Origin of the sequence: Nocardia sp. CA-128927, from assembly GCF_050955855.1 — a bacterium.
Classification (GTDB): domain Bacteria; phylum Actinomycetota; class Actinomycetes; order Mycobacteriales; family Mycobacteriaceae; genus Nocardia.
This window is the reverse complement of the sequence record NZ_CP192087.1, coordinates 9,863,002-9,888,611: the sequence shown is the minus strand read 5'-3', so window position 1 is coordinate 9,888,611 and position 25,610 is coordinate 9,863,002. Positions and strand designations below refer to the sequence as shown.

23 protein-coding genes are annotated in these 25,610 nt (G+C 66.6%); 14 read left to right on the top strand and 9 right to left on the bottom strand.

Features of this window, described 5'->3' with window-relative positions:
* Positions 1 to 41: 41 nt before the first annotated feature.
* Positions 42 to 902 carry a DUF5753 domain-containing protein gene (locus tag ACQPW1_RS45865; RefSeq protein ID WP_433660005.1) on the top strand — a complete coding sequence of 287 codons (861 nt, stop codon included), beginning with the start codon at positions 42 to 44 and terminating at the stop codon, positions 900 to 902.
* Between the two features lie 11 nt (positions 903 to 913).
* Positions 914 to 1,108, top strand: a complete 195-nt coding sequence (locus ACQPW1_RS45860) for a DUF397 domain-containing protein (RefSeq protein WP_433660004.1) — start codon at positions 914 to 916, stop codon at positions 1,106 to 1,108.
* Positions 1,109 to 1,437: 329 nt separating this feature from the next.
* Here ACQPW1_RS45860 and ACQPW1_RS45855 read toward each other — a convergent pair whose 3' ends face one another.
* The 6 genes from ACQPW1_RS45855 to ACQPW1_RS45830 form a co-directional block, all read right to left on the bottom strand.
* On the bottom strand, positions 1,438 to 2,304 hold the full coding sequence (locus ACQPW1_RS45855) for a hypothetical protein (protein ID WP_433660002.1): 867 nt from the start codon (positions 2,302 to 2,304) through the stop codon (positions 1,438 to 1,440).
* Between the two features lie 260 nt (positions 2,305 to 2,564).
* Entirely contained in the window at positions 2,565 to 3,392 is an 828-nt protein-coding gene (locus ACQPW1_RS45850; protein WP_433660000.1) for a class II fructose-bisphosphate aldolase, read from the bottom strand.
* A gap of 54 nt (positions 3,393 to 3,446) precedes the next feature.
* On the bottom strand, positions 3,447 to 4,400 hold the full coding sequence (locus ACQPW1_RS45845; protein WP_433659999.1) for a 1-phosphofructokinase: 954 nt from the start codon (positions 4,398 to 4,400) through the stop codon (positions 3,447 to 3,449).
* Entirely contained in the window at positions 4,397 to 5,548 is a 1,152-nt protein-coding gene (gene nagA, locus ACQPW1_RS45840) for an N-acetylglucosamine-6-phosphate deacetylase (protein WP_433659997.1), read from the bottom strand. The genes ACQPW1_RS45845 and nagA overlap by 4 nt, the downstream gene beginning before the upstream one ends.
* A gap of 148 nt (positions 5,549 to 5,696) precedes the next feature.
* Entirely contained in the window at positions 5,697 to 6,758 is a 1,062-nt protein-coding gene (locus ACQPW1_RS45835; protein WP_433659995.1) for an ROK family protein, read from the bottom strand.
* A 79-nt stretch (positions 6,759 to 6,837) separates the two neighbouring features.
* On the bottom strand, positions 6,838 to 7,782 hold the full coding sequence (locus tag ACQPW1_RS45830) for an SIS domain-containing protein (RefSeq protein WP_433659994.1): 945 nt from the start codon (positions 7,780 to 7,782) through the stop codon (positions 6,838 to 6,840).
* A gap of 128 nt (positions 7,783 to 7,910) precedes the next feature.
* Between ACQPW1_RS45830 and ACQPW1_RS45825 the strand changes: the two genes are divergently transcribed.
* The 11 genes from ACQPW1_RS45825 (at position 7,911) to ACQPW1_RS45775 (ending at position 20,970) form a co-directional block, all read left to right on the top strand.
* Positions 7,911 to 9,161: an extracellular solute-binding protein gene (locus tag ACQPW1_RS45825; protein ID WP_433659992.1), complete on the top strand. Its 1,251-nt coding sequence runs from the start codon at positions 7,911 to 7,913 to the stop codon at positions 9,159 to 9,161.
* 55 nt (positions 9,162 to 9,216) lie between these two features.
* Positions 9,217 to 10,044, top strand: coding sequence for a carbohydrate ABC transporter permease (locus tag ACQPW1_RS45820; RefSeq protein WP_364723854.1), 828 nt, complete (start codon positions 9,217 to 9,219; stop codon positions 10,042 to 10,044).
* Entirely contained in the window at positions 10,041 to 10,949 is a 909-nt protein-coding gene (locus ACQPW1_RS45815) for a carbohydrate ABC transporter permease (RefSeq protein ID WP_433659989.1), read from the top strand. Before ACQPW1_RS45820 ends, ACQPW1_RS45815 begins: the two co-directional genes overlap by 4 nt.
* Positions 10,950 to 11,092: 143 nt before the next feature.
* Complete coding sequence (locus ACQPW1_RS45810; protein WP_433659987.1) at positions 11,093 to 12,490, top strand: lipase family protein; 1,398 nt, start codon at positions 11,093 to 11,095, stop codon at positions 12,488 to 12,490.
* Between the two features lie 67 nt (positions 12,491 to 12,557).
* A complete protein-coding gene (locus ACQPW1_RS45805; protein ID WP_433659986.1) occupies positions 12,558 to 13,211 on the top strand; it encodes a TetR/AcrR family transcriptional regulator in 654 nt (217 codons plus the stop codon).
* 138 nt (positions 13,212 to 13,349) lie between these two features.
* Positions 13,350 to 14,972 (top strand): AMP-binding protein, encoded by a 1,623-nt coding sequence (locus ACQPW1_RS45800; RefSeq protein WP_433659984.1) that lies wholly within the window; start codon positions 13,350 to 13,352, stop codon positions 14,970 to 14,972.
* A 163-nt stretch (positions 14,973 to 15,135) separates the two neighbouring features.
* Positions 15,136 to 17,268 (top strand): CocE/NonD family hydrolase, encoded by a 2,133-nt coding sequence (locus tag ACQPW1_RS45795; protein ID WP_433659982.1) that lies wholly within the window; start codon positions 15,136 to 15,138, stop codon positions 17,266 to 17,268.
* A 187-nt stretch (positions 17,269 to 17,455) separates the two neighbouring features.
* A complete protein-coding gene (locus ACQPW1_RS45790; RefSeq protein WP_433659980.1) occupies positions 17,456 to 18,247 on the top strand; it encodes a DeoR/GlpR family DNA-binding transcription regulator in 792 nt (263 codons plus the stop codon).
* Positions 18,248 to 18,328: 81 nt separating this feature from the next.
* Positions 18,329 to 18,475 carry a hypothetical protein gene (locus ACQPW1_RS45785; RefSeq protein WP_379284390.1) on the top strand — a complete coding sequence of 49 codons (147 nt, stop codon included), beginning with the start codon at positions 18,329 to 18,331 and terminating at the stop codon, positions 18,473 to 18,475.
* A 198-nt stretch (positions 18,476 to 18,673) separates the two neighbouring features.
* The gene (locus ACQPW1_RS45780) at positions 18,674 to 20,215 is read left to right on the top strand and encodes a cytochrome P450 (protein WP_433659978.1); all 1,542 of its coding nucleotides are present in this window, start codon (positions 18,674 to 18,676) and stop codon (positions 20,213 to 20,215) included.
* A gap of 8 nt (positions 20,216 to 20,223) precedes the next feature.
* Entirely contained in the window at positions 20,224 to 20,970 is a 747-nt protein-coding gene (locus ACQPW1_RS45775; protein ID WP_433659976.1) for a TetR/AcrR family transcriptional regulator, read from the top strand.
* Between the two features lie 203 nt (positions 20,971 to 21,173).
* On the opposite strand, the gene ACQPW1_RS45770 is transcribed toward ACQPW1_RS45775, so the two are convergent.
* The 3 genes from ACQPW1_RS45770 to ACQPW1_RS45760 all read right to left on the bottom strand — a co-directional run bounded on the left by ACQPW1_RS45770 (position 21,174) and on the right by ACQPW1_RS45760 (position 24,449).
* Positions 21,174 to 22,139: a sigma-70 family RNA polymerase sigma factor gene (locus tag ACQPW1_RS45770; protein ID WP_433665534.1), complete on the bottom strand. Its 966-nt coding sequence runs from the start codon at positions 22,137 to 22,139 to the stop codon at positions 21,174 to 21,176.
* A 50-nt stretch (positions 22,140 to 22,189) separates the two neighbouring features.
* Entirely contained in the window at positions 22,190 to 23,641 is a 1,452-nt protein-coding gene (locus ACQPW1_RS45765) for an MFS transporter (RefSeq protein WP_433659974.1), read from the bottom strand.
* A gap of 91 nt (positions 23,642 to 23,732) precedes the next feature.
* Entirely contained in the window at positions 23,733 to 24,449 is a 717-nt protein-coding gene (locus ACQPW1_RS45760) for a nicotinamide mononucleotide transporter family protein (protein ID WP_433659972.1), read from the bottom strand.
* A gap of 207 nt (positions 24,450 to 24,656) precedes the next feature.
* Between ACQPW1_RS45760 and ACQPW1_RS45755 the strand changes: the two genes are divergently transcribed.
* Complete coding sequence (locus ACQPW1_RS45755; RefSeq protein WP_433659970.1) at positions 24,657 to 25,499, top strand: ABC transporter ATP-binding protein; 843 nt, start codon at positions 24,657 to 24,659, stop codon at positions 25,497 to 25,499.
* Positions 25,500 to 25,610: the final 111 nt, after the last annotated feature.

Below are 25,610 nucleotides of genomic sequence, written 5' to 3'. Positions count from 1 at the left end.
GAGGTACGGTCTCCACCCATCGCCCGAGCCGGAAGGACACCATGGCACCACTCTCGCCAGCGGTCGCCCGCTGGGAGCTCATGCTCCGAATCCGCCGTCGCCGCAACGAGTTCGACGTCAACGCCTCGGTCATCGCCAAGGAACTCGGCTTCACCCTTTCGTACTGGTCGAAGGTGGAGAAGGAACGAATCCTGGCCGAGGACAAGCTGAAGAAGCTGATGTCCCTACTCGAGTTCGACCCTGCCGAGCGGGAGGAGATGCTCCGGTTGCGCGAGGTCGCCAAGCAGCGCGGATGGTGGTCGAGCTATGCGGGATTGCTCCCGGGTGACATCACGCGGTTGTACGGCCTCGAATTCGGTGCGCAGAGCGTCCGGACCTACGAAAGTGTGCTGGTCCCAGGCTTGTTGCAGACGGCCGACTACGCGCGTGCGTTGATCGCCAACGATATCGCGCGAATTCGGCAGGTGGAGATCGACCGCCTGGTGGAGGTGCGGCTGCGCAGGCAGGAGCGGCTGACCGGACCGGATCCGTTGCAGCTCACCGCGATTGTCAACGAGGCGGCGCTGACGCAGCAGATCGGTGGCCGCGAGGTGCTCGAAGGACAGCTGCGCCACCTCGCCGCCATGGTCGAGCGGCATCCGGAGACCATCGATATCCGGGTCATCCCGTTCGAGGCCCGCGGCGGTTCGTTGCTAGGCGGTGCGACCTTCCATCTGCTCGGCTTCGACAGCACGCTCTTGCCGGATATCGCCTGGACGGAAACCTTGATTCACATGGGCCTGATCGAAGACGCAGAACCGGTGCGCCATCTCAACACCCTCTTCGCCAACGCGATGGCGGACATCGCACTACCGCGCGCAGAGTCGCTCGCGCTGATCGAGCGCAAAGCATCTGCTGGGTAAGCTCGGCGAGCATGAGCAGCGAGACGCCCAACTCCACCGGCTGGTTCAAATCGTCGCACTCCAGCGACGCCGCGGCCTGCGTCGAGATCAAGTTCGACGACGCCCGAGTCCTGGTGCGCGACAGCAAATACCAAGGCGCACCATCCTCCCAACCCACCCTCACCTTCAGCACCACGGCTTGGTCCACCTTCATCGCCACCCTCTGACGAACCCACGTTCAGTGGCACATGGCTGCGGCAAATCGCAAGAAGACCTCTCCATGGTGTGCCACTCATGAATTCGTCAGCGCGCAAAGCTCCCAGCTGACTCCCAGCTGAACTGGGGCCACCATTCAGGTGACCCGAGCAAGCTAAGGGCTGTCGGAATCCCCTGACTACTCCGACAACCCGCCTGGTGGGCCACTGCCCGTGCCCACCACCCCGCCGGTCGGCGGCGCCGGTCCCTCGCCCGCGCCGCCGACCGCCCACTCCCACGCGAGTGGCACATGGCTGTGGCGAATCGCGAGAAGACCTCTCCATGGTGTGCCACTCACGCGTCAGAGGTCGGCGTTGCGGGAGCGGAGGGCGCGTTCGACGCGCTCGATGATGATGTGGGGGCGGTTGGTGAGGAGGGTGGCGCTGACGCGGATTAGGATCCAGCCGAGGGATTCCAGGGCTGCGGCGCAGTCGATGTCCCACGAGCGTTGGTTGCGGTCGGTCCAATGGTGGGCGCCGTCGTATTCGACGGCCACTCGCCAGCGCCGCCAGCCCATGTCGAGGCGGGCGGCCGTCAGGCCGTGGGGGTCGAGTATTCGGATCTGAGTCTCGGGTGTGGGCAAGCCTGCCTGCACGAGTACCAGCCGGGTGCGGGTTTCCGGGATGGATTCGGCGCCGCCGTCGACGTAGGGCAGTACGTTGCGCAGGTTGGTGCGACCGCGGGCACGTGGCAGTAGTTCGGCGACATACTCGACTTCTTTCGGCTCGAGGCCCGCCGCATTGCAGAGGGCATCCAGCACCTCGATGGCTTCCTTCGGCTCGAGGCGTCGTGCGAGGTCGAATGCGGTCCGGGCCGGGATGGTGCAGCGGAAACCATTGACCGTGCATACCTGGTCGGCTCGGATCGTGTCGCGGTACGCCAAGATGCCTTGTGGCGGTCGGGCCCGGTTCGTCAGCGTGATCTCGGCCGGCTTGTCATCTAGCCATCGGGTGCCGTGCATTGCCGCCGCCGAGAAGTCGACCAGAATGCCCTCGCCTTTGGCCCAATGACCGGCTGCTTGCGCGCGCCCTCGTGCATCCAGTTGAACGCCCTTGCGAACGTAGACATCTGGATGGATCCGCTCGAAGTCCTTGCGCAGTTCCCATGCGCTGACCCGACCGGCTGCTACCGCCCAACTACCCGGAAATGGCTCGTCGAAGTCCCCCATGCGCACGATCCTGCCGCCCAGCGCAATCCGACCCGGCCGCTCAACCCCGAGTTATCCACAGAAATCTCGCTATCCCCAGCCTTCTTCGTGAACGAGGTTCCTAGGGGACTCTCAGGTCGGGTGGGGGGTAGTGCTCAGGCGCGGCAGGCAGGGTGAGGTTGTCGAGCTTTGGTGGATCGGCTGCCCCGGTTCACCCCTCCCCGCGGTCGGCGGCGTTACTCCTGGCGTCGCCGACCGCATACTTCTGTTTGCCTCTGGGGTCAGCGGGCTAGCAGGTGGAGGAAGTGTTCTACCTCGGATTGGATTGCGGTGCGGGCCGGGGTGAGGTACTTGCGGGGGTCGGAGAGGGTGGGGGTGGCGGCGAGGGTGGTGCGGATTGCCTCGGTCATCAGGACGTTGAGGCGGGTGGCGATGTTGACCTTGGTTATGCCGCTCTCCACCGCGGCTCGGAGGCCTTCGTCGGGGACGCCGGAGGAGCCGTGCAGGACCAGGGGGACGGGGACCTTGGTGGCCAGGTGGGCGATCAGGTCGTTGTCGAGGGTGGCAGTGCGGGTGTGCATGGCGTGCGATGAGCCGACGGCTACGGCCAGCGCGTCTACGCCGGTGGTGGCGACGAATTCGACGGCTTCGTCGGGGTTGGTGCGGACACCGGGGGCGTGGGCGCCGTCTTTGCCGCCTACCTCGCCGAGTTCGGCTTCGACGTGCACATCACGGTCGTGGCACCAGCGGGTGATGTCGGCGGTGGTGGCTACGTTGGCGGCGTAGTCGAGGGTGGAGCCGTCGTACATGACCGAGCGGATGCCGAGATCGACTGCGGCGCGGACCAATTCGGGGGTGGTCGCGTGGTCGAGGTGGACGGCGATGTCGGCGGTGCTGTCCGCCGCGATGCGCAGGCAGGCGAGGGCGAGTGGGGCCAAGTTGCCGTGGTAGCTCGCGGTGTTCTCCGAAAGTTGCAGCACGACAGGCCGTTTCGCCGATTCTGCGGCCGCCGCGATGGCTTCGGCATGCTCCAAGGTGATTACGTTGAACGCGCCGAGCCCACCGGGTCTGGCGGCGGTGATCAAGTCGGAAACGGGCGTCAGCGGCATCGGTATCTCTCCTGAAGGCTCAGCACGCGCGCCCGTCGGACAGGCACGTTCGGCTCATGGTGCGGATTCTTGGCGGGTGGGTAGGTCGAGCTGGGTGACGCGGACGGTGGGGGCAATCCGCGTGCGGAGGCAGCGGTCGATCTCGCCCGCGACGGGGATGACCACGGCGGCGGCGGAGGTGGCGACGGCGTCGGTGAGGATGGCGGGCCAGTCGGGTACTTCGTCCGCGGTGAGCGCGGCGATCACCGCCGCGGTCGCGGAATCGCCTGCGCCGGTGGGATTTCCGGCCAGCGGCTCGGGCAGGGTAGCGAACCAGGCGCCGTCGGCGGTGACGGCGACCATGCCGTCGGCACCCCGGGTGGCGATGACGGCGCGAACACCGCTCTCGATGAGGGGATAGGCGGCGGTGACGACCTCGTCGGCGGTGGCGGGCTTGATGCCGGTCAGGCGGTGCAGCTCGTCGCCGTTGGGCATGAGGATGACGCCGGGGATCTGCGCGGCCAGGCGCAGCGACTCACCGTCGACATCGCAGATGGTCGGGATGTCGGCCGCGATGGCGGTGCGGGCGATCTCGGCGGGCAGCGAGGCCGCGATGCCGCCGGGCAGCGAGCCGGAGATGACGAGGCCGTCGATGTCGGGCAGCATGCCCGCCACGCGAACCGCGAGCTGTTCGGCGGCGTGTGGGTTGGAAACGCGCGCGCCGGGCTCCCACAGGGCGGTGGCGGTGCCGTCCTCGGATTCGCTGATCACCACGGTGCGCCGGACCCAGGGCAGCGCGTGCACGAAGTCGACCGGCATCTCCAGCTCGGCGGCGGCCGCGAAGGCGTGGTCGGAGAAACCCGTCGCCCTGGCGTACTTTCCGAGCTGATTCAGCACCCGCGTGACATTGATGCCTTTACCGCCGATGCGTTGTTCGACCGAGCGGACTCGATGCGCCTGGCCTCGTTCGAAGTGCTCGACACGATAGGTCATGTCGTAGGCGGGATTCATCGTCACGGTGAGGATCACGACAACCACTGTCCTCGCCTGAGCACCCGGCGCAACTGGAGGCCCTCACCGACGATCAGTAGGTCGGCTAAGTAGCCCGTCCGCAGGTCACCGACCTCGGCGAGGCCGAGTGCCGCCGCGGGCGTCGACGTCGCCGCCAGCACCGCGTCGGCCAGCGCCACACCCGACTCGCGCACCGCTCTGGCCACGCAATCGAGCAGCGTGCTGATGCCGCCCGCGATCGAACCGTTTGCGATCCGGGCGACCCCTTGCCGCACCGTCACGGACTGCGGACCCAGTTGATACTCGCCGTCGGACAGCCCGGCCGCCTGCATGGCATCGGTGATCAGCGCGACCCGACCGGGCGCGGTCGCGAACACCAGCGCGGCGAAACCGGGGTCGACATGCACGCCGTCCCCGATCAGCTCGACCGTCGCCTGCCCGGCCGCCGCGGCGACCAGACCCGCCCCGACCGGACCCGGATCGCGGTGGTGCAGCGGCGGCATGCCATTCGCCAGATGAGTGACCAGGGCCCCGAACCCGGTGGGCCGCAAGGCCTTCAAAAACGAGGAGTAGTCGGCGTTGCTGTGCCCCAGCGAAACCACCACGCCATGCTCGGTGAGCCGTTGCGCGACAGCGTCATAGCCGGATCGCTCCGGCGCCAGCGTCATCACCCGCAGGTGCCCACCCCCGGCGGTGAGCAGCTGATCGGTCAGCTCGAGATCGGGATCGCGCAGGAACCGTGGATCCTGTGCCCCGCACCGCGCCTCCGACAGGAACGGCCCCTCGGCGTGAATGCCGCCGATCAGCCCTTCCTCCGCAAGCTCCCGCAACACCGCGGTCTGGTCGACCATGTCCGACGCCGCCGCCGTAACAATGCTCGCGACGACCGTCGTGGACCCGCTCGCGTGATGAAACTCCGCAGCCGCCCGTGCTTCCGCCACATCGACGGTGTCGAACCGATGCCCGAACCCGCCATGATTGTGAATGTCGACCAGCCCGGGCAGCAGCGTCCCCGAGAAGGCAGGCTCCGGCGAATCCGGATGCGCCGCAACCCACTCCGCGAACGGCAGCACTGCCTCGATCCGATCGCCGACGATCGTGACCACACCGTCGTCCAGCTGCGTGGTCGCCGAGACGATGCGACCGCGGACCGATTCGGTCACCATGCGAACACCTCCCCGCCTCGAGTGCCGCCGAGTTCGTGCCGGTGCACCCGTTGGGGCGCCGGTCCGCGTTGCCGATCCGGCTCGGCACTAGCTGATTTCATAAGCATCGCGTCGATGCGGTGCGCAACGAGCGGCAGTCCGGCGCCGATCATTCGAGCGCCCCCTGCCTGGCGAAGAGGGCCGCGCCGGTCAGCCCGGCGCGCGCCCCGAATTCGCCGACCACCACGTGCGGAGCCGGCACCAGCCGAAGCCGATCGGCAATGGCTTGATGGAGCGGATCGGTGAGTGCGGCCCCCGCACCCGCCAGTCCACCGCCGAGGATGATCAGCTCGGGGCAGGCAGCGTGCACGATGCCGATCAGCCCGTCGGCGAGGGCGTCGACGGCGTCGGCAAGAACCGCCTTGGCATCGGCGTCGGTATCCACCAATGCGAATACCTCTGCCGCGCCACTGATTTCACGTCCCGTCCGGCGCGTGTAGGCACGAGCGATCGACGCACCGGAGGCGATGGTCTCGACGCAGCCGGTATTGCCACACGGGCAAGGCAGCCCGTCCGCGCGAACCGGGATGTGGCCGTACTCGCCGACCTGGCCATAAGTACTGCGGACCAAGCGCCCGCCGACGGAGAGGGTGCCGGAGATGCCGGTGCCGAGGATGACCACGCAGACGTTGTCGTAACCACGTCCGGCCCCGACGCGCCATTCAGCCCAACCCGCCACGGCGACATCGTGTTCGAGCAGTACCGGGATTCCCCAGCGATCGAGGAACCGGTCGCCGACCTTGAAGTCCCGCCAGCCGATGTTGCTGCTGAACACGGCGATCGACCGGACGGTGTCCACAATGCCGGGCACCACCACGGCGGCTCGGCCGACACGGCCGCGCTGCTCCTCGGTCAGCTCGGCGAGCAGTTGGTCGCCGAGCGCCCCCATCGCCTCGAACGCCGCATCGCCCTGCGGCGTCAGCATGGTGCCGGCGGCAAGCACGGTGCCCGCCGCATCGGTGATCTCACCTTTGATGGTCGTCCCGCCGACATCGAGGCCGAGTACCAGCGCCTCCTCGGACAACGCGTCCGGCTGCGGCAGTACCGCAGCCGAACGCGTCGGTGTGCCGCCGCGGTGTGCCGCGGTCGACCCGGCAGTCTCGGCCGCCGGCCGGGCGGCACTGGTCGAGGACGTCTCGTTGTCGGCCGTCGGGTCCGGCACCACTCCCATGCTTCGCACAGTAGTTCCCGGCGCGTCGCGCAGTGCGGCGCCGGCTAAAGCTGGGTCGCGTTTCACCGGGCCGGTCCGATCACTGGTCGAGGACGACCGAGCGATTGAGCCCACGCGGGTGGTCGGGGTCGAGGCCGAGATCGGCCGCGCGCAGCACGCAGAGCTGGTGCACGCGGAGCAGGTCGGCCATCGGGTCGATGTCGCGGTGCTCGAAGTGCGCACCGGTGCTGGCGATGTCTCGTTCGAAGTTCGGCACCAGCGGGCCGAAGGCCCAGACCGCGCGACCGGGCGCGGAGATGGCGACCGGACCGTGCCGGTACTCGGTGGCCAGGTAGGACTCGGTCCAGGACTGGCAGGATTCGCGCAGCTTCAGGCCGGATTCCTCGGCGATGGCCGCGGCGAAGCCCATGCCGACGAAGCTGATCTCCTCGGCATGCCGGACGTCGGCGAGCGACTCCGCCGGATCCTCGGCGAGCACCTTGCGCGCCTGCTCGATCACCGGGGCGAGGTCCTCGCCGAGGTGCCAGCGCAGGATCGCCAGGGTGGTGGTGGCGAAGCGGGTCTGCACCACCGACTCCTCGTCGACCTCGTCGATCAGGATCGGGTCGCCCAGTTCGAGCACCGGGGTGCCGGGACTGGAGCAGATGACGGTGCGTGGAATGTGTGCTGGGATGTCCCGCATGGCATTGACCACCTCGGTGGTCGTGCCTGACCGGCAGATAACCAAGTAACGGTCATATTCGCGGCTGGAGCGGACTTCGCTGGCGGGCCAGGCATCGGTGAGACCGTGGCCTGCGCCCTCGCGCAGCGCCGCAATCGCTTTGGACATGAACAGGGAAGTGCCGCAACCGATCACGGCGACTCGCTCGCCCTTGTGGGGGAGGATGTCGCGATGTTCGGCAGCGATCGTTTCGGCGCGCGCCCAGTCGTCAGGCTGGGTGGCGACCTCGTTGGCCAGATGGGTGACGGGCGTGGGTTCGGCGGAGATCGGCACACCAACAGAATCCGCCCGGTGATCGTTCATGTCAAATTTACGAGCGAATCGGTCACATATGATCAAGCTTGGGTCTATGTTGATAGTCGGTCGATCAGTTCGATCCCATCATCGGCTGTCCAGTGGCGCCCGGTGTGCAAATTTGAAAGGTTCTACTCGTGAAAAGACCACTCCACGGCGTGCTTGCGGGGGTCGCGATGGTCACCGGCGTTGCGCTGGCGATCTCGTCCTGTGGGTTCGGCTCGAAAGATAACGCCGACTCCGACACCACGATCAACTTCTTAGCCCCGGCCTACAGTGACGGGGCCAACGGTACGAAGGCGCTGTGGGACGGGATCATCGCGGACTTCCAGAAGACGAACCCCGATATCAAGGTGAACCTCCAGATCGAGTCCTGGAACTCGATCAACGATGTGGTGCGTACCAAGCTCCAGTCGAAGTCGACCACCCCGGACATCCTCAACATCGATGCCTACGCCAGCTTCGCCAGCGACGGACAGCTCTACCCTGCCTCCGAAGTCGTCTCCCCGCAGGTGCTTTCGGATATCCAGCCCGGCTTCGCGAAGAACGCGTCGCTGAACGGCACCCAGTACGCGCTGCCGCTGTTCGCCTCCACGCGCACCCTGTTCTACAACACCGACCTGTTCACCAAGGCGGGCATCACCTCGCCGCCGAAGACGTGGGCCGAGCTCACCGACTCGGCCAAGAAGATCCAGGCGCTCGGCGGCGGTGTCTCCGGCTACGGTCTGCCGCTCGGCAGCGAGGAAGCCCAGGGCGAGACCTCCATCTGGACCTTCGGCGCGGGCGGCCAGTGGGCCGAGGGTGACAAGATCACCGTCGATACCCCGGCCAACCTGGAGGGCGTGCGCGCGATGCGCGAGATCGCCGATGCCGGTGTCACCCAGCCGAATCCGGGTGCGACCGACCGCAAGGACGTCATCAACGCGTTCATCCAGGGCAAGATCGGCATGATCGAGGGCCTGCCCCCGACCATCAGCCAGATCGCCGCGAAGAACCCGGCGCTGAAGTACTCGACCGCGCCGACGCCGACCAAGTCCGGCACCCCGGTGACCCTCGGCGTGGCCGATCACCTGATGTCGTTCAAGAAGGACGGCAAGAAGACCGAGTCGATCAAGAAGTTCCTCGACTTCTTCTACGGCGCCGACGTGTACTCGAAGTTCGTCTCGACCGAGGGCTTCATCCCGATCACCAACAGCGCGGCCGCCAAGCTGGCCGGCGACCCGGTGACCAAGGCGTTCGGTTCGACACTCGCAGTGGCCCAGTTCTACCCGAGCAACAACGCGAAATGGGCTGCGGCGCAAGGCGCCATCCGGCAGCAGATGGGCACCATCGCACAGGGCACCGACCCGGCCCAGGTGCTGCAGCGCATACAGGAAGCCGCGAAATAGCGTGCGACGGAAAGGAACTCTGGCGGCGATACCGTGGATCGGACCCTCGCTGGTCTTGATCGCGGCTATCGTCGCCTTTCCCGCCTGCTACATGCTGTGGACCAGTACTCGGGATCTCAGCGCCTACGGTCAAGACCGGGGCGCGGCGGGTCTGGAGAACTTCCGCACGCTGTTCGGGATTTCGGAGCTGGGATCGGTTCTCGCGCACACGGTGATCTGGGTTGTCGCCGTCGTGCTGATCACCCTGGTGATCTCGGCGGGACTTGCCCAGTTCCTCAACAAGGATTTCCCAGGCCGTACCGCGGTGCGGATGGCGATCCTGGTGCCGTGGGCTGCCTCGGTCGTGATGACGACGACGATCTTCTACTACATGCTCGATCCCGACGTCGGCATCGCCAACCGGTTCCTGGTCGATATCGGCCTGCTGGACCGGGGTTACGGCTTCACCAAGCAGCCGACGCCCGCGTTCCTGGTCGCGATCGGGGTCGCGGTGTTCGTCTCGATCCCGTTCACCACCTACACGATTCTGGCCGGGCTGCAATCGATTCCGGCCGAGATCAATGAGGCGGGCCGGGTCGACGGCGCGAGTGCGTGGCAGCGCTACCGCTTTCTCACCCTGCCGCAACTGCGTCCGGCCATCGCGGTGGCCACCATCATCAACATCATCAACTCGTTCAACTCGTTGCCGATTCTGCAGGTGATCACCGGCAGCATCGCGGGTTTCCAGGCCGACACCACAACCACGTTGATGTTCAAGCTGATTCGGCAGAACCAGCAGATCGACACGGCCGCGGCGATGAGCGTGCTGAACTTCGTGCTGATCATCGTGATCATCGCGATCTATGTGAAAGTGGTCCGGCCGACTCAGGAGGTCGACGGATGACGGCGGCGGATGTGGCGCACATCGAAAAGATCACGGGTGCAGGGGAAGTGGCCGATTCGGCCGAGCGTCCCGGCCCGCGGACGAAGCGGCGTCGCTGGGAACTGACCGCGGTCGGTGTGGTGCTTGCCGCGCTGTTCCTGCTGCCGTTCATCGTGATGGTGCTCGGCTCGCTCAAGAGCCGTGCCGAAATCCTGCGCATCCCACCGACTTACCTGCCCGAGTCGTGGCATCCGGACAACTACGCCACCATGTGGGACACCCCGGAAACACCGCTGCCGTTCAACCTGGCCAGCACGGTGATCATTTCGGTGTTCGCCACTGTGCTGGTGCTGCTCGTCGCCATCCCGGCGGCGTATTACACGGCGCGGCACAAGTTTCCGGGCCGCGCGGTGTTCCTCGGCCTGGTGCTGGTCACCCAGATGTTGCAGCCGACCGTGCTGGTGACCGGTCTGATCCGGGAGTTCTTCGCGGTCGGCATCAACGACACCTGGCTGGCGATGATCCTGGTGAACGCGGCGTTCAACCTGTCCTTCGCGGTGTGGATTCTGCACAGCTTCTTCGCCTCCATTCCGGTGGAGATCGAGGAGGCCGCGATGCTGGACGGGCTGAGCCGCTGGCAGATCCTGGTCCGGGTGAGCCTGCCGCTGGTGTGGCCGGGCATCGTCACCGCGACGATCTTCGTCATCGTCTCCTGCTGGAACGAGTTCGCGGCCAGCCTGGTGGTGCTGACCACCCCGGAGAACCAGCCGCTGTCGGTGGCGCTGACGAAGTTCGTCGGCCAGTACGACACCTCATGGCAATACGTGTTCGCTATATCTACGGTCGGCATCATCCCGGTCGTGATCCTGTTCGCGTTCATTGAAAAGCGCCTGGTAGCGGGTCTTACCGCGGGTAGCGTCAAGTAGGTCGACCCGGCGGGTGGTGTTTCGCACCACCCGCCGTTGGCGCGTTGTGAACCGACACACTGTCTGAGTCTGGACTTCTTGCTCGTCATCTGAAAACATCCCTTACCAATATCGGTCACGAGCGGTAACGGGAAGGCACTTCGATGAACGTGCGCAATGGTGGGCGCGTCGTCGTCCTCGGCGTCATCGCGCTGATGGCGGCGTGGACGGCATTCGGTTCGGGGCAGGCGGCGCCAGGGGAGCAGGAGAGTGTCCTGATCGAACCGGCACCCGCGCTCACCCTGCCACCGGAACTCGACGACTTCTATCGGCCCGCGGCGGGGGTGGTCGCCGCGGCACAGCCGGGCGAGATCCTGCGCGCGCGGGCGATCTATCCGGCGTTCATGGGCATCCTGCAGCTGAATGTCGATGCGTGGCAGTTGCTTTACCGCACCACCAACAGTCACGGCGAGCCGATCTCGACGGTCACCACGATCCTGAAGCCGCGCGGCCCGGCGCCCGCGGGTGGGTCGAAGCTGCTGTCGTACCAGATCGCCGAGGACAGCGTCGCGCAGTACTGCGCCCCGTCGTATGTGGCCAAATCCGGTGCCATCCCGGTGGATTACGTGAATGCGGCGGAGACGCTCATCCCAATCGCGGGCGGCCTCGGGCAGGGCTGGACGGTCGCGATGCCCGACTATCAGGGCCCGAATTCGGCGTACGGCGCCTCGAGGATGAACGCCCAGGCCACCCTCGACGGCATTCGTGCGGCGGAGAACTTCGCGCCCGCGCAGCTGAATGGGCCGGATACCCCTGCGGCACTGTGGGGTTATTCGGGTGGCACTATTCCGTCGGCCTTCGTTCCGGAGATCAAGGAGAGCTACGCGCCCGAGCTGAATATCGTCGGCATCGCGGCGGGCGGTGTCGCGGCGGGCGACTACGCCGGGGTGGTGCGGCACAACAACGGTGGCGTCTATGCCGGGCTCATCTCGGCCGCGATCGTCGGTATCTCGACCGAATACCCGGAAATGCAGCGGGTGATGCGCGAAAGGGTCGATCTCCTCGGGCAATTCGTGATGGGGTCGAAGAAGGTGCTGTGCCATCCGCAGGGCGCCATCCTGTTCCCCGGATTCAACTACTTCGGCACTTTCCAGGGCGGTGATCCGCTGACCCTGCCGGAGATTCGGGAAGCGATCGCGGATAACTCACTCGGACAGCAGAAGCCGACCGTGCCGATCTACTTCTATCACGCGCAGAACGACGAGCTCATTCCGATCGCGGGCACCGACGCGACGGTGCAGAAATACTGCAATGAGGGCGCGCCGAGCGTGACCTATGTCCGGGAATTCGCCGCCGAACATATCTCCGGTGTCCTCTCGCATCTGCCGGGCGCGTTCAATTGGCTGCGAGACCGGCTCAACGGTGTCGCCGCACCGCAGGGCTGCTCGATTACCAGCCCGGTGAGCACCATCACCGAACCGCAGTTCGGGCAGGCATTGTCGGAGATTCTGCCGCCCATGGCGCAGGCCCTCGTCGGATATGCCATCGGCCAGCACAACTAGCCCTCGACCCCGGCCCGGACCGATGTCCGTGCCGGGGTTACGGCGGGTCAGCGGGTAGCATCGAACGGTGGCACGGCGGGAAGAGGAATCGAAGGACGGTCGCAGCTACGGCGGGCTGTCGAGAGAACAACGGGTGGCTCAGCGGCAGACCCGATTGATCGATGCCGCCCTCGAATTGTTCGGGACGCAGGGTTACGCGGGCACTTCCATCGAGCGCCTGTGCGCGGTCGCCAATGTTTCCACGCGCAGTTTCTACGAAGATATGGGCAGCCGTGAGGCTTTGCTGATCGCGTTGGTCAACCGGACCACCTCGCACGCGGTCGAGCGGGCCTTGGAGGCGCTGGCGAAAACCGAGAACGAGCCGCTGTCCACCAGGGTGGTCGAGGGCTTCCGCGCTTATCTCGCGGTGACCTGTGCGGATCATCGATCGGCCAGGGTCTGTTATGTCGAGGTGGTCGGCGTGAGCCAATCGGTCGAGGAGTGGCGCAGAGATCAGCGGCGGCTGCTTTCCGCATTGTTGATCAGCGAAGCCGAGCGCGGTGTCGAGCGCGGCGAGGCCAAGCCGCGGCGTTTCGACCTATTCGCGCTCGCGGTGATCGGCGCGGTGAACTCGCTCGCCCAGGAATTGGTGCAGAGCACGCTGCCCGATTCGGTGCTCAGCGTCGACGAAATCTGCGAGGAGATCGCGTTTTTCGTGAACTCCGGGCTCGCTCTCACCTGATCTGAATCCGGCGAAACCGGCTATTGGTTCGGCCGGATATGCATCTGAAAAGATGTCTTGCCGAATGTTGCGGAATCTCCTACAGTCGAGTCGACTCCCTTGTTCGAGGGAGTCGACGATTCTCTGGACGGAGTGTTCATGTCCTCCATCGGAAGTGCCGTTCGCGCGCTGGTGGTCAATCTGCATTCGGTGGGTGTGCTGCAACGTGCGGGCGTGCTCAACCTGCTCGCCCCGGCCGAGCTGGTGCGCGCCTCCCGTGCGGTCCGGCAGTTCGGCGGCATCGCCGGGCCGGTGCGGATGTCGGCGCGACGCGAGCCCGATCGGGTGGCGGTGATCGACGAACTCGGCCCGCTCACCTACCGGGAGCTCGAGGCCCGCGGCAACGCGCTGGCCCGCGGCTTCACCGCGCTCGGCCTCGGGCCCGGCGACACGGTCGCCGCACTCATCCGGGACCGGCGCGAGTTGGTGGACACCATGCTGGGCGCCGCGAAGATCGGCGCGCGACTGGTGTTGCTCAATACCGGGTTCGCCGGTCCGCAGCTGGCCGATGTCGCGGCGCGCGAAGGCGTGCACGCGGTGGTGTACGACCAGGAATTCACCGAACTGCTCCAGGTATTGCCACCGGAGGTCCGGCGGGTGCTCGCCGTGCACGACGGTGTCGGAGTCGACGGCATCGCGACCGTCGCCGAGCTGATCGCGGGCAATGACGCGGCCGAACTCGCGCCGCCGCCGCAGCAGGGCGGGTTCGTGCTGCTGACCGGCGGGACCACCGGGACGCCGAAGGGCGTGCCGCGCGAGGTGAAGTCACCGCTCGCGGCGGCCGCGCTGCTGGAGCGGATTCCGTTGCGGCGCAATCAGACTCTGGTGCTGGCCGCCCCGCTGTTCCATGGCACCGCGCTGAACCAGTTCATCCTGGCGCTATCGCTGGCCTCGACGGTGGTGCTGCGCAGGCGATTCGACGCCGAGGCGACCCTCGCCGACGTCGCCGATCATCAGGCGCAGGTGCTCGTCCTCGTGCCGACCATGCTGCGCCGGATACTCGATCTCGGCCCCGAGGTCTTGGCGAAGTACCGCACCGACAGTCTGCGCATCGTCTTCAGTGCGGGCTCGGCGCTGCCTGCGGCGCTGGGTGATTCGGCCACCGCGATGTTCGGCGACGTGCTCTACAACTTCTACGGCTCGACCGAGGTCGGTGTCGCCGCCATCGCCACGCCCGCGGATTGGCGAGCGGCGTCCGGGACGGTCGGCAAGCCGCCGACGGTGTGTACGGTCCGGCTCTACGACGAAGACGGCAAGGTGGTCACCGAACCGGGCGTGCGCGGCACCATCTACGTGCGCAGCCTGCTGTCGTTCGCCGGGTACTCCGGCGGCGGCAACAAGGACATCATCGACGGATTGCTGTCCTCCGGCGATGTGGGGCACTGGGATTCGGGCGGTCGGCTGTTCATCGACGGGCGCGACGACGACATGATCGTCTCCGGCGGCGAGAACGTCTTTCCCGGTGAGGTCGAGGAGCTGCTGTATGCCCATCCGGCCATCGCCGAGGCGGCGATCGTCGCGGTGCCCGACGACGAATTCGGCCAGCGGCTGGCGGCTTTCGTGGTGCGGCACCCCGATCGGGAACTGGATGCCGATGCGGTTCGCGCTCATGTGAAGGCGAACCTGGCCCGGTTCAAGGTGCCGCGCGATGTCACCTTCGTCGACGAACTTCCGCGCACCAGCACCGGAAAACTACTGCGGCGAGATCTCACCGCGAACTGAGCCAAATCGTCTGGGACAGATCGTAGACAACCTGTTCTTTATCTGAAAAGATTACTTACCAATATGGCAGGTCGGGACCGTCGGCGGTCCACGCCGCCGTCGAACCGGAAAACGATCGTGAGCAGGCGCGACCGCCGCTCGCGGGATCGATGGGTGATCAATGATGATGACCGATAGTTGGCTGCGGCGGCGCGTCTCGCGCCCAAAGTCGCGCGGGGTCGCCACGGCCACTTCGACCGCGGCCCGAATCGTGGTCGCGGTCGGCGTGCTCGCGGTTTCCTCGGTGCTGCCGATGGCCGCGCCGTTCGCGCTCGCGGATCCGTTGCCCGCCAGCGACTTTCCGAAGGCCGACGCGCGCACCGGATTGCCCGAGGGGTGGAATCCGGGGCCGGAGATCTACGGTGTCGGTGAGCAGAAGAACGTCGAACTGCCGATGGCGGACGGCGTGGTGCTGCGCGCGGACGTGCGGTATCCGACCGATGCCTCCGGCGCACCGGCACCGGGTCCGTTTCCGATCACGTTGACCCAGACGGCATACGGCAAGGACAGCGCGGGGTTCGTGCGGCTGCTGTCCTACGAGAGGCTCGGCCCGCTGTTGCAGAACGCGCTGCCCAGCGTCATCGACGTGGCCAAACAGATCAGCGACGCGGCCGGTTACGGCGACTACTTCGTGAAACGCGGCTACATCAGCGTGATCGTGGACATCCGGGGCACCGGATCGTCGGGCGGTCAGTGGAGCATCCTGCAACCGCAGGAGCGGCAGGACTCCAAGCGGGTGATCCATTGGGCCGCCGGACTTCCCAACTCGACCGGTGAGATCGGCCTGTGGGGTCTGTCGTATCTCGGGATGAGCGAACTCCTCACCGCCGGTGTGCTGGAACCGGATTCGCCGGTCAAGGCGCTCTTCCCGCTGATGCCGGGCAACCACGCGTTCCAGGATCTGCTCGACCACGACGGGTTCTACAACATCGCCTTCCTGGCTTCTATGTTGCAATTCCCGATTACTCTGCTGCCGCAGATCGATCCGATTCTCGGGCTGTATCGGGAGCCGGACAAGATGGCCAGCGTTTTCGTCGACCACCTGATCGCGCACTTCCGGGCGGACGGCACCTGGCATTCGGTATTCAATGCGCTGCTCGATGGCGACAAGGCATACAACAGCCCGTACTGGGAGTCGCGCGCGATCGACAATGTGGTGGAACAGATTGCGGCGAACGACATTCCGACCTACCAGATCGGCGGTCAATACGACCTGCTACAGGACGGCACGCCGCGCACCTTCGCCGGATTGCAGAACGCCTACGCCGGGCGCTCGCACAATGGTCCGATGCCCGCGGACGCGCCGTCCAGCGGCCGCTTCCAAATGCTCACCGGCCCTTGGTTCCACGTGCAGCCCGGGGTGCAGCGCAACACCGACATCGATATGCACTCGATCCAGTTGGCCTGGTTCGACCGGTGGTTGAAGAACGACCGCAACGGCATCGACGAGACGAAGACGCCGCTGCATGCGATCGACGTCAACGGCAACGTGATCGAGAGCGCCACCTATCCGGTGCGCGAAACTCCCACGCAGAACCTGTATCTGGCGGCCGGCGGTCGGCTCACCTCGGAACATCCGGTGGCGCAGTCGGGTTCGGACCGGGTGACCTTCAGTCCGGTCAATGGTGGCACCATCTGCAACTCCTCCTTCTCCCGCAACTTCTCCGGCGTGTACGAGCTGCTCACCACGATGGCCGGTATCGATGACCCCTGCGGCCAGTTCCCCGCGCATCCGGATGTCCCTGGGCTGATAGACAATCCGCAATACACGACCGATGCCTTCACCGAGCCGACCGTGCTGGGCGGGCCGATCGGCGCCACCCTCTTCGCCGTCTCGAACACGCCAGCCTCGGCGTTCAGCGTGACAGTGCAGGACATCGCGCCGGACGGCACGGCCATCGCGCTGACCGATGGGCAGCTCGCCGGAAACTTCCGTGCGCTGGACGAGGACCGGACCTGGCGGGCGCCGGACGGCAGCGTGCTCGGCGCGTTCCATCCCGGCACGCGGGAGTCGATGTTGCCGGTGGTCCCGGGGCAGGTGACCGAGTACAACGTTAAGGTCCGCCCGGCCTTCCACGTTTTCCAGCCGGGCCACCGGTTGCAGGTGACGATCGGCTCCGGTGACGCGCCGACGCACATCTTCAACCCGAAGGACTACCCGGCGCTGCTCGGCGGCGTCTACGACGTGCAGCGCACCGAGGGCGCGGCCTCGTTCCTCACCGTGCCGTTGGCCAGTGCCGCCGCCATGCATCGCTGAGACGGCGCCGCTTGGCATTGCCGCACCGGAATCTCTACGGTCGGCAGCGTGCCTGTGATCAGATTGTTCGCGTGCCCAGAAAAACAGCAGGTCGGCGTGTTCGATTGGCGGCGTTCGCGGGTCCCTCCGTGGTGACGCTTCGCTACCTCCTCCGGGCCCGTCGCGAACGCCGCCGGGGCGGTGTGAGATGACCGGACCGACCGACCGCCCCCAGCGGTGGAACCGGCTGCTCGAACTGCTCGCCGAATCCGGGCGGCTCTCCGTGGAGGAGGCGGCCGAGCGGCTCGGCGTGTCCTCGGCGACGGTCCGCCGCGACTTCACCGCGCTCGCCGAACAGCAGCTGGCGACCAGAACGCACGGCGGCGTCGTGGCGACCTCGGTCGCCTACGACCTGCCCGCCCGCTACCGGCAGACCAGCGGCGAGGCCAAGCAGCGGATCGCGGAACACGCTGCGTCACTGGTGGATCCGCGCGCGGTGATCGCGATGAACGGTGGCACCACGACCACCGCGGTGGCGCGGGCCCTGGCTGGGCGCACCGATCTCGGCATGACCGGCGACGAACAACTGACCATCGTCACCAACGCGCTCAACATCGCGGGCGAGATGGTGCTGCGCCCGCACATGCGCACCGTCGTCCTCGGCGGCGTCGCCCGCCGCGAGTCCTACGAGTTGCACGGCCCGCTCGCCGAACGCGCGCTGGCCGAGCTTCGCCTGGACGAGCTGATTCTCGGCGTGAACGCCATCTCCGCCGAGGGCGGCGCGCAGTGCAGGCACATCGACGAGGCCGGCGTCACCACCGAAATGGTGCGCCGCTCCGGCCACGTCATGGTCGTCGCCACCGCGGACAAGCTGGAACGCACCGCCCTGGCCCGAATCTGCAGCATCGAACAGGTCCACGTGCTGGTCACCGACACCGACGCGGACCCGTCGGCGGTCGCGGCGATTCGCGCGACAGGAGTGCGCGTCGACGTGGTGTAGGCGCGTCCGCCCTATTCCGATGACCAACGTGCAGTTACCCGCGCCGGTTTGAAGGTGGTTAAGCGGGGCATGCACCTGGCCATGACCACTGAACCCGGTACGGACCGTTCCGATGACACCGAAGTGGACCGCGACGACGTCGATCAGCCGGATTCGACCGAGGATGCCGCGGCAACCACGGAAGATCAGGCGGCGGATATGGACTACGAGGGCGATACGCCCAACTGAACGAGTGCGCCCGACGTGAGTTCGGTTGTGCGCCTCTAGCCGTTTCGATCAGTCAGAACAGCCCGGTAGGCCGTGGATGGCCTGCCGGGCTGTGCTGTTTTCGACTAGATCAATCACCCATTGACCGAGTCACGGTGTCTCACTAGTCTGAATGGGACAGCACGTCCCACATGAGTGTGTAGGCAAGGTGAGCCCGCTATGGCCGATGTCGATTCCGTTGATTCCGCCGTTGATTCGAAGTTGCACCCGCCCCGTTGGGCGCCGACGTTCATCCGCTGGCACAACACGCCGGTGACCTGGTGGGAGTCGGTGAAGTTGTCGTTGGGGATCCTGCCGAGGGTGCGCGACCACACCGTGTTGGATTACGTGACCAACTTCCCCGGGCAGGACGACGTGCTCGTCGCCCGGGTGCCGTTCGCGAAGTTCGTCATCGTGCGCAGCCCGGAGTTGGCGCGGCATGTGCTGGTGACCAATCAGAACAACTACACGAAGAGTCCGGACTACGACATGCTCGCGGTGGCCTTCGGGCGCGGGCTGGTGACCGACTTGAATGATGAACTGTGGCAGCGTAATCGGCGGCTGGTGCAGCCGATCTTCGCCAAGCGCAACGTGGATGGGTTCGCGCCGGTGATGGTCGAGGCGGCGCGGGATGCCGTGGCCCGGATCCGGGAGCTGTCGGCGGGCGACGGTGTCGTCGATGTGAACGCCGAAATGAACCGGCTCACTTTGGATGTCACGTCGCGGACGATGTTCGGCACCGATATCACCGGGCCGATGTCGGAGGTGGTGCTCTTCCGGCTGTTGCGGTTCTTCGGCCGTGGCTTCATGACCAACCTCAGTCATCCGCTGCATCATGTCGCGACCTGGCTGCACAAGCACGGGCGGCATCGCGACGATGCCGGGAATTCGCGGTTGCCGATGCGGGTGATGCGGGCGGCGGGTTGGATGATCGAGCCGCGCAGCATGCGCGATCTGCGGCATGCCGAGGGCGTGGTCGACGGATTGATCGCCGATCATCGCGCGGGCCGGATCACCCGCAAGGACAACCTGCTCGCCGCGCTGATCGATGCGTCCGATCCGGAAACCGGCTACAAGTACACCGACCAGGAGATCCACGACGAGCTGATGACGTTCATCGGCGCGGGCATGGAGACCACCGCGACCGCGCTGACCTGGGTGTGGCAGATGCTTTCCGAGCACCCGGAGGCCCGCGAGCGACTGCGCGACGAGGTGACCTCGGTGCTCGGCTCGCGTCCGGCCACCGCCGCCGACCTCGATCAGCTGCCGTGGACGCAGGCCGTGGTCGCCGAGACCATGCGGGTGTTGCCGCCGGTGGTCGGGCTGGCCAGAACGGCGAAAGAAGCGGACGCGATCGGTGGTTACCTGATCAAGCCGGGCACCACGGTGATCACGCTGATCCACGGCTCGCACCACAATCAGCGGGTGTGGGATCGGCCGGACGAGTTCGACCCGAGCCGATACCTGCCGGAAAACGTAGCGCGCGAACACAAGCGGGCCACCATGCCGTTCGGCGCGGGCAAAAGGATGTGTGTCGCTTCGGGATTCGCGAACATGGAGGCCGCGCTCGTGGTCGCCACCTTCGCCCAGCAGCTGCAATTCGACGCGGTGTCGGATCAGCGCGTGCGCAGGCAGATCTCGTTCACCGGCGGTCCGGACGGCCCGCTGCCCATGCGGCCTCGGTTCCTGCCGGAACTGGAGCGCGCGGACACAGCCGTATAGTCGGATCCGTGAAACCGCCCGCCCACATGCGCAGCCATCGCAGGCGCTCGGGCGGACAACGCTGGGACGAACACAACTCGACCAGGCAGGCGCAGATCCTCGAGGCGGCCATCGCGTTGATCGAGGAGAACGATCCGAACGTCGAGGTCTCGATCCAGCAGATCGCCGAGCGCGCCGGACTGGCCCGCTCGGTGGTCTACCGGCAATTCGACAATCGGGAAGACCTGGACTCCCGCGTCCGGGAGTTCATCGTCGAACGGTACGTGGGCGAGGTCGAGCGCGTCCTGACGCTCGATCCGACCAAGACCCTCGAAGAGATCATCCTCGACGTGATGCGCACCGTGGTGCACTGGGCCGCAGAGCATCCGAAGCTGTACCGGTACGGCCAGAGCGGTTGGGCACACGGGCACGCGGCTGGGGAAACCAGCTTGACCATCGGCAGGCATCGGGTCGCCGAGACACTGTGGCAACAGGTTTCGTCCTGGACCGGGATGCTCGGTATCGAGGTGCTGCCGTACCGGCCGGTCGTGTACGGGATAGTCGGCCTCGTCGAGGGCATCGTCACCCAATACATCGGTACCCCAGACGATTCCGAGCGGCCCGATCAGGAAGCCATTGCGCGCCTGCTCGCTTCGTCGGTGTGGCACCTCTACGCGGGCCATGCCGCCGATCGTGGCTATCACTTCGAACGCTCGGCCACCATGGGGGAGTCCCTCGCCAAGCTCCTCGCCGACGCGGCGGCGCAGCGCGACTAGCCCTGCTGGACAGGCACAATCGGCTTCGCGACCGCAGGCTGGACACCGCGGCGATCGCTGGCATGAATACGCCACGACATCGGCCCGGCGGACGTGGCCAAGTTGATGACACTCCAGATCTCGCCTCGCCCAGGCGAATCCCACAGCGAGGCGGTCGATCCGGTCGTCGACATCATGCTCGACGGGCTGCGCGCTCGCTGAGTTCAGTGGGTCAGGGGTAATCCGAAGAGCGGGAACAAGTCCGGGCCGAGGAAGACGGTGATGCGTTCGATCGCCGCGCCGGTGGTGCCGAGCACATGGATGGAATGTGCTTGGTGGACACCGTTTTCGTCGCGCAGGTAGTACGCGACGGCCGGTTGGGTGTTGGCGGCGGTGGGAATCGCCCGCCAGGTGTCGCTGCCCCGGTTCGCCTTGCCGGTGAAGAACTCCAGGACTTGCGTGCGGCCCGCGAACCACAGCAGGGCAGGCGGCATTTCGAGGATGACGTCGTCCAGCAGCAGCTTGCTGAGCCCGTCCATGTCGCTGTTGCCGAAGGCCGAGACATAGCGGTCGATCACCGCTCGTTCGGCGGGACTGAGGGATTCGGACATCTGATCGATCATCGGCGCGGCCTTGTCGAGCTGGGTACGGGCGCGTTGCAGCGCGCTGTTGACGGCGGCGGGCGAGGTTTCGAGCAGGTCGGCGACCTCGGCGGCGGACCAGGCGAGGACGTCGCGCAGGATCAGCACGGCGCGCTGTCGGGCGGGCAGGTACTGCAAGGCGGCGACGAAGGCCAGCCGGATGCCGCTGCGAGCGGCCACCACCGTCGCCGGGTCGTCGGCCGAATTGCCGAGCAGCGCATCGGGAATCGGTTCCAGCCAAGGCAGTTCGGGACGACGAACCGGGCGGGTCTGCATCGTCTCGGCGGGCCCGCCGAGGTCGACCGGCAGTGCCCGCCTGCCGCGCTGCTCGAGCGCGGTCAGGCAGGCGTTGGTCGCGATGCGGTACAGCCAGGTGCGCAGCGCGGCGCGCTCGGGATCGAACCGGTCGGCCGCGCGCCATGCGCGCAACATCGTCTCCTGCACCAGATCCTCGGCGTCGTGGATGGAGCCGAGCATGCGGTAGCAGTGCGCGAGCAGCTCCGGGCGATGCGCCATCGCCCTGGCCGTGAATTCCGCGCTTACCGTCATGCCTGGATAACCTACTGAGCTCGCGCCGATCCGGCTTTCGTCCGTGCTGGTCATGCGACAGTCTCCGAGCGGGACAGGTCCGTCGGCTCGGCGAGCGCGGCCGCGCGAGGTCGAGCACTCGGCGCACCGGCAGTGACCGGAGTGCCCGCGGGAATGAGCGCGCCGATCACCGCTCCCACCAGTGCGAGCAAGGCGGCCGTCCCCATCGCCGCCGCGAACCCATCGCTGAACGCCCGCGCCGATTGCAATCCGCCCACCGCCGCGAATACCGCTGCGGGCAGCGCGACTCCGAACGTGATACCGAGTTGGCGCATCGTGTTGTAGGTGCCCGATGCGGCGCCGACCGCCGTCATCGGCACCGCCCGCAGCACCGCGCTCTGTGCGGCGGGAATCGTTATCGAGATACCGATGCCCGACAGCACGAACGGCGCGATCATCGCCTGATAGGACAGATCGGTGTCGGCGATCAGGCTGATCCAGCCATAGCCTGCCGCCTGCATCGACAACCCGAGTACGACGAGCGGGCGCTCACCGAACCGGTTGACCTGCCGTCCCACGATCGGCGCGACCAGGAACAGCGTCACCGTCCACGGCGCCAGCCGCAGACCGGCGCCGAGCGGATCGGTGTGCAGCACGATCTGCAGGAACTGGGCGAAGAAGAACGCTCCGCTCGAAATGGAGGCGGACAGCAGGAATCCCACCGCATTTCCGGCCGCGAAGGCCCGCGACGCGAAGAAGCGCATCGGAATCAGCGGGGCGTCGGTCCGCAGCTCCCAGCGAACGAACCCGACGAGTGCCAGTGCGCCTGCCCCGAAGCCCGCCACCACTTCGGCACTCGCCCAACCGGTTTCATTGCCCCTGAGCAGACCCCACACCAGGCCGAGCGCGCCGATGCTCACCAGCAGAATGCCGAGATAGTCCAACTTGCGTGCGAGACCGAAACTTTCATCGATCCGGGTGCGCAGCAACGGAATCAGCACGACCGCGATCGGAATGTTGAGCCAGAAGATCCACTGCCACGCCAACCCCTGCACCACCGCCCCGCCGACCAGCGGACCACCGGCGGTCGCCAATCCTGTGACGGCAGCGAACAATCCGAGCGCCTTGCTCCGCTGTTCCGGCTGGAACGCGGCCGACAGCAGTGCGGTCGCCGTCGGCATGATCGCCGCGGCGCCGACCCCCTGCACCGCCCGCGCGGCGATCAACCACTCGAGATCCGGCGCCAGCGCACACGCCGCCGACGCCACCCCGAACACCCCGAGGCCGATCGCGAGCACCCGCCTGCGCCCATACCGATCACCAAGCGCCGCACCCGCCATCAACAGCACCGCGAAACTCAGCATGTACGCGTTGATCGTCCACTCCAACTCGGCGATCGAGGCGTGTAGATCCAGCTGAATGGCATGCAGCGCGGTGGTGACCACCAACGCGTCCAGCACGGTCATCAACGCGGCCACCGACGTCACCGCCAGCACCCAGCGCTGTCCAACAGTCATTTTCATGGCGAAAAGCCCTCCTCCGACAGGTTCGCCAGTACCTACCGGCGGCGGAGCGCCGATTCATCGGAGGTCGCGATATTGCTTCGCGGAGTTTCTAGGGTGTCGAAGCCAGCGGCATGGCATCGGGCGTGATCGCCGGGCGAATGCTTCGCATCCAGACCACGAAACCCCAGGCCACGAAGCCCGCGTAGACGAAGTACAGGGTCGCCGACGGGTAGTAACCGGCCTTCACCAAGAGTGGGGTGCCGACGATATCGACGGCGATCCAGATGAGCCAGAACTCGGCGAGGCCGCGGGCCATGCCATAGGTGGCCAGGACGGAGCCGGTGAAGATCCAGGCCTCGGCCCACGGGCCGTAGGAGCCGATGAGGTCGAAGAGTTGGGCGAAGGCGGCGGTGCCGAGGAACATGGCGGCGACCAGGACGAGGCGTTCGCGATTGCTGGCCCAGCGTGGCTCGACACCACGATGTTCGAGGCCGGTTTCGTTGGCGTGCCGGTGCCGGCTCCACCACCCGTAGACGCTGACCGCGATGAACATGAGCTGGCGGCCGGCCTGGCCCGCCATGTTCAGGTGCTGCGGGGTGTTGAAGACGCCGCCGACGAAAACGGTGAACAGCAGCGCGTTCCCGGCGATGCCGATCGGCCAGGCCCAGACCCGCCGTCGCATGCCGCCGAGCGCGGAGGCGAGGCCGAAACCGTTGCCGATCACCTCGCGCCAGAGGATCTCCGAGCCTGCGATGTGCAGCTTGGCGTCGAGCAGCGCGTAGATCGGGTTCACCTGTGGTGCAACCAGCGCACGGACCGATGTCATCCACCGGCGGGATATCCGCTCGCAACGATCGAAAAACCGGCGCGGACGCGGGTTCGCGTAACGATTGCGAAATCTGGGGTCGCGATTCGCAATATCTGTGCAATGGACCCCTTCTAGGGTGACGTTTATGAGGGAGCGTAGCGAGCGAACAATCGGCACAGCTGTGGTCACAGTCATGCCGGAGCCGAGCGTCAGCGAGGCGGAGGCATGAGTGTGGAAAGCAGTACTGGGGGGACCGGAATTCACATCAGCGGGTTGACCAAGACCTTCAAGGTCGGTCGGAAGACGGTGGAGGCGCTGGACTCCGTTGATCTGCATACCGAACAGGGGACCTTCCTGTCGCTGCTCGGCCCGTCCGGCTGCGGCAAGTCGACCGTGCTGCGCATCCTCGCCGGACTGGAAACGCCGAGCGCGGGCAAGACGCTCATCGACGGTCAGACGCCCGCCGAGCTGGTCCGCAGGCACGAACTCGGCATCGCGTTCCAGGACTCGGCGCTGCTGCCGTGGCGCTCGGTGGAGTCGAACATCAAGCTGCCGTTGCAGGTGGCCGGTCTCACGCCGGACCCCGCGCTGATCGCGGACCTGATCCAGCTGGTCGGCCTGGAGGGCTTCGAGAAGGCCAAGCCCGCACAGCTGTCGGGCGGCATGCGCCAGCGCGTCTCGATCGCTCGGGCGCTGGTGGTGAAGCCCACCGTGCTGCTGCTCGACGAGCCGTTCGGCGCGCTGGACGACATGACCAGGCAGCGCCTCAATCTGGAGCTGCTGCGGATCTGGACGGAGAAGCCCGCGACCACGCTGATGGTCACGCACGGCATCGCCGAGGCGGTGTTCCTCTCCGATGTGGTCGCGGTGATGAGTCCGCGACCGGGCCGGGTGCTGGAGCTGGTGGAGATCGATCTGCCGCGCCCGCGCACCCCGGAGATGATGCGCACCCCCGAATTCCACAGGCTGCACGACTACCTGTCGGAGCTGCTGTTCGGGAAGTCGGGCACTGGCGGCGCCCTCGGCACCGCGGCCGGGAAGTCGAGCACGGGCGCGGTGCAGGCATGAGTGGGGAACAGAGACCGGCGCGCTGTCAGTGGCAGGCCAGGCCGGGTTGGCAGCGGTTGCGTCCCTACGGACAGCCGATGCGATCGGTCGCGATCTGCGTTCGACGTGGTC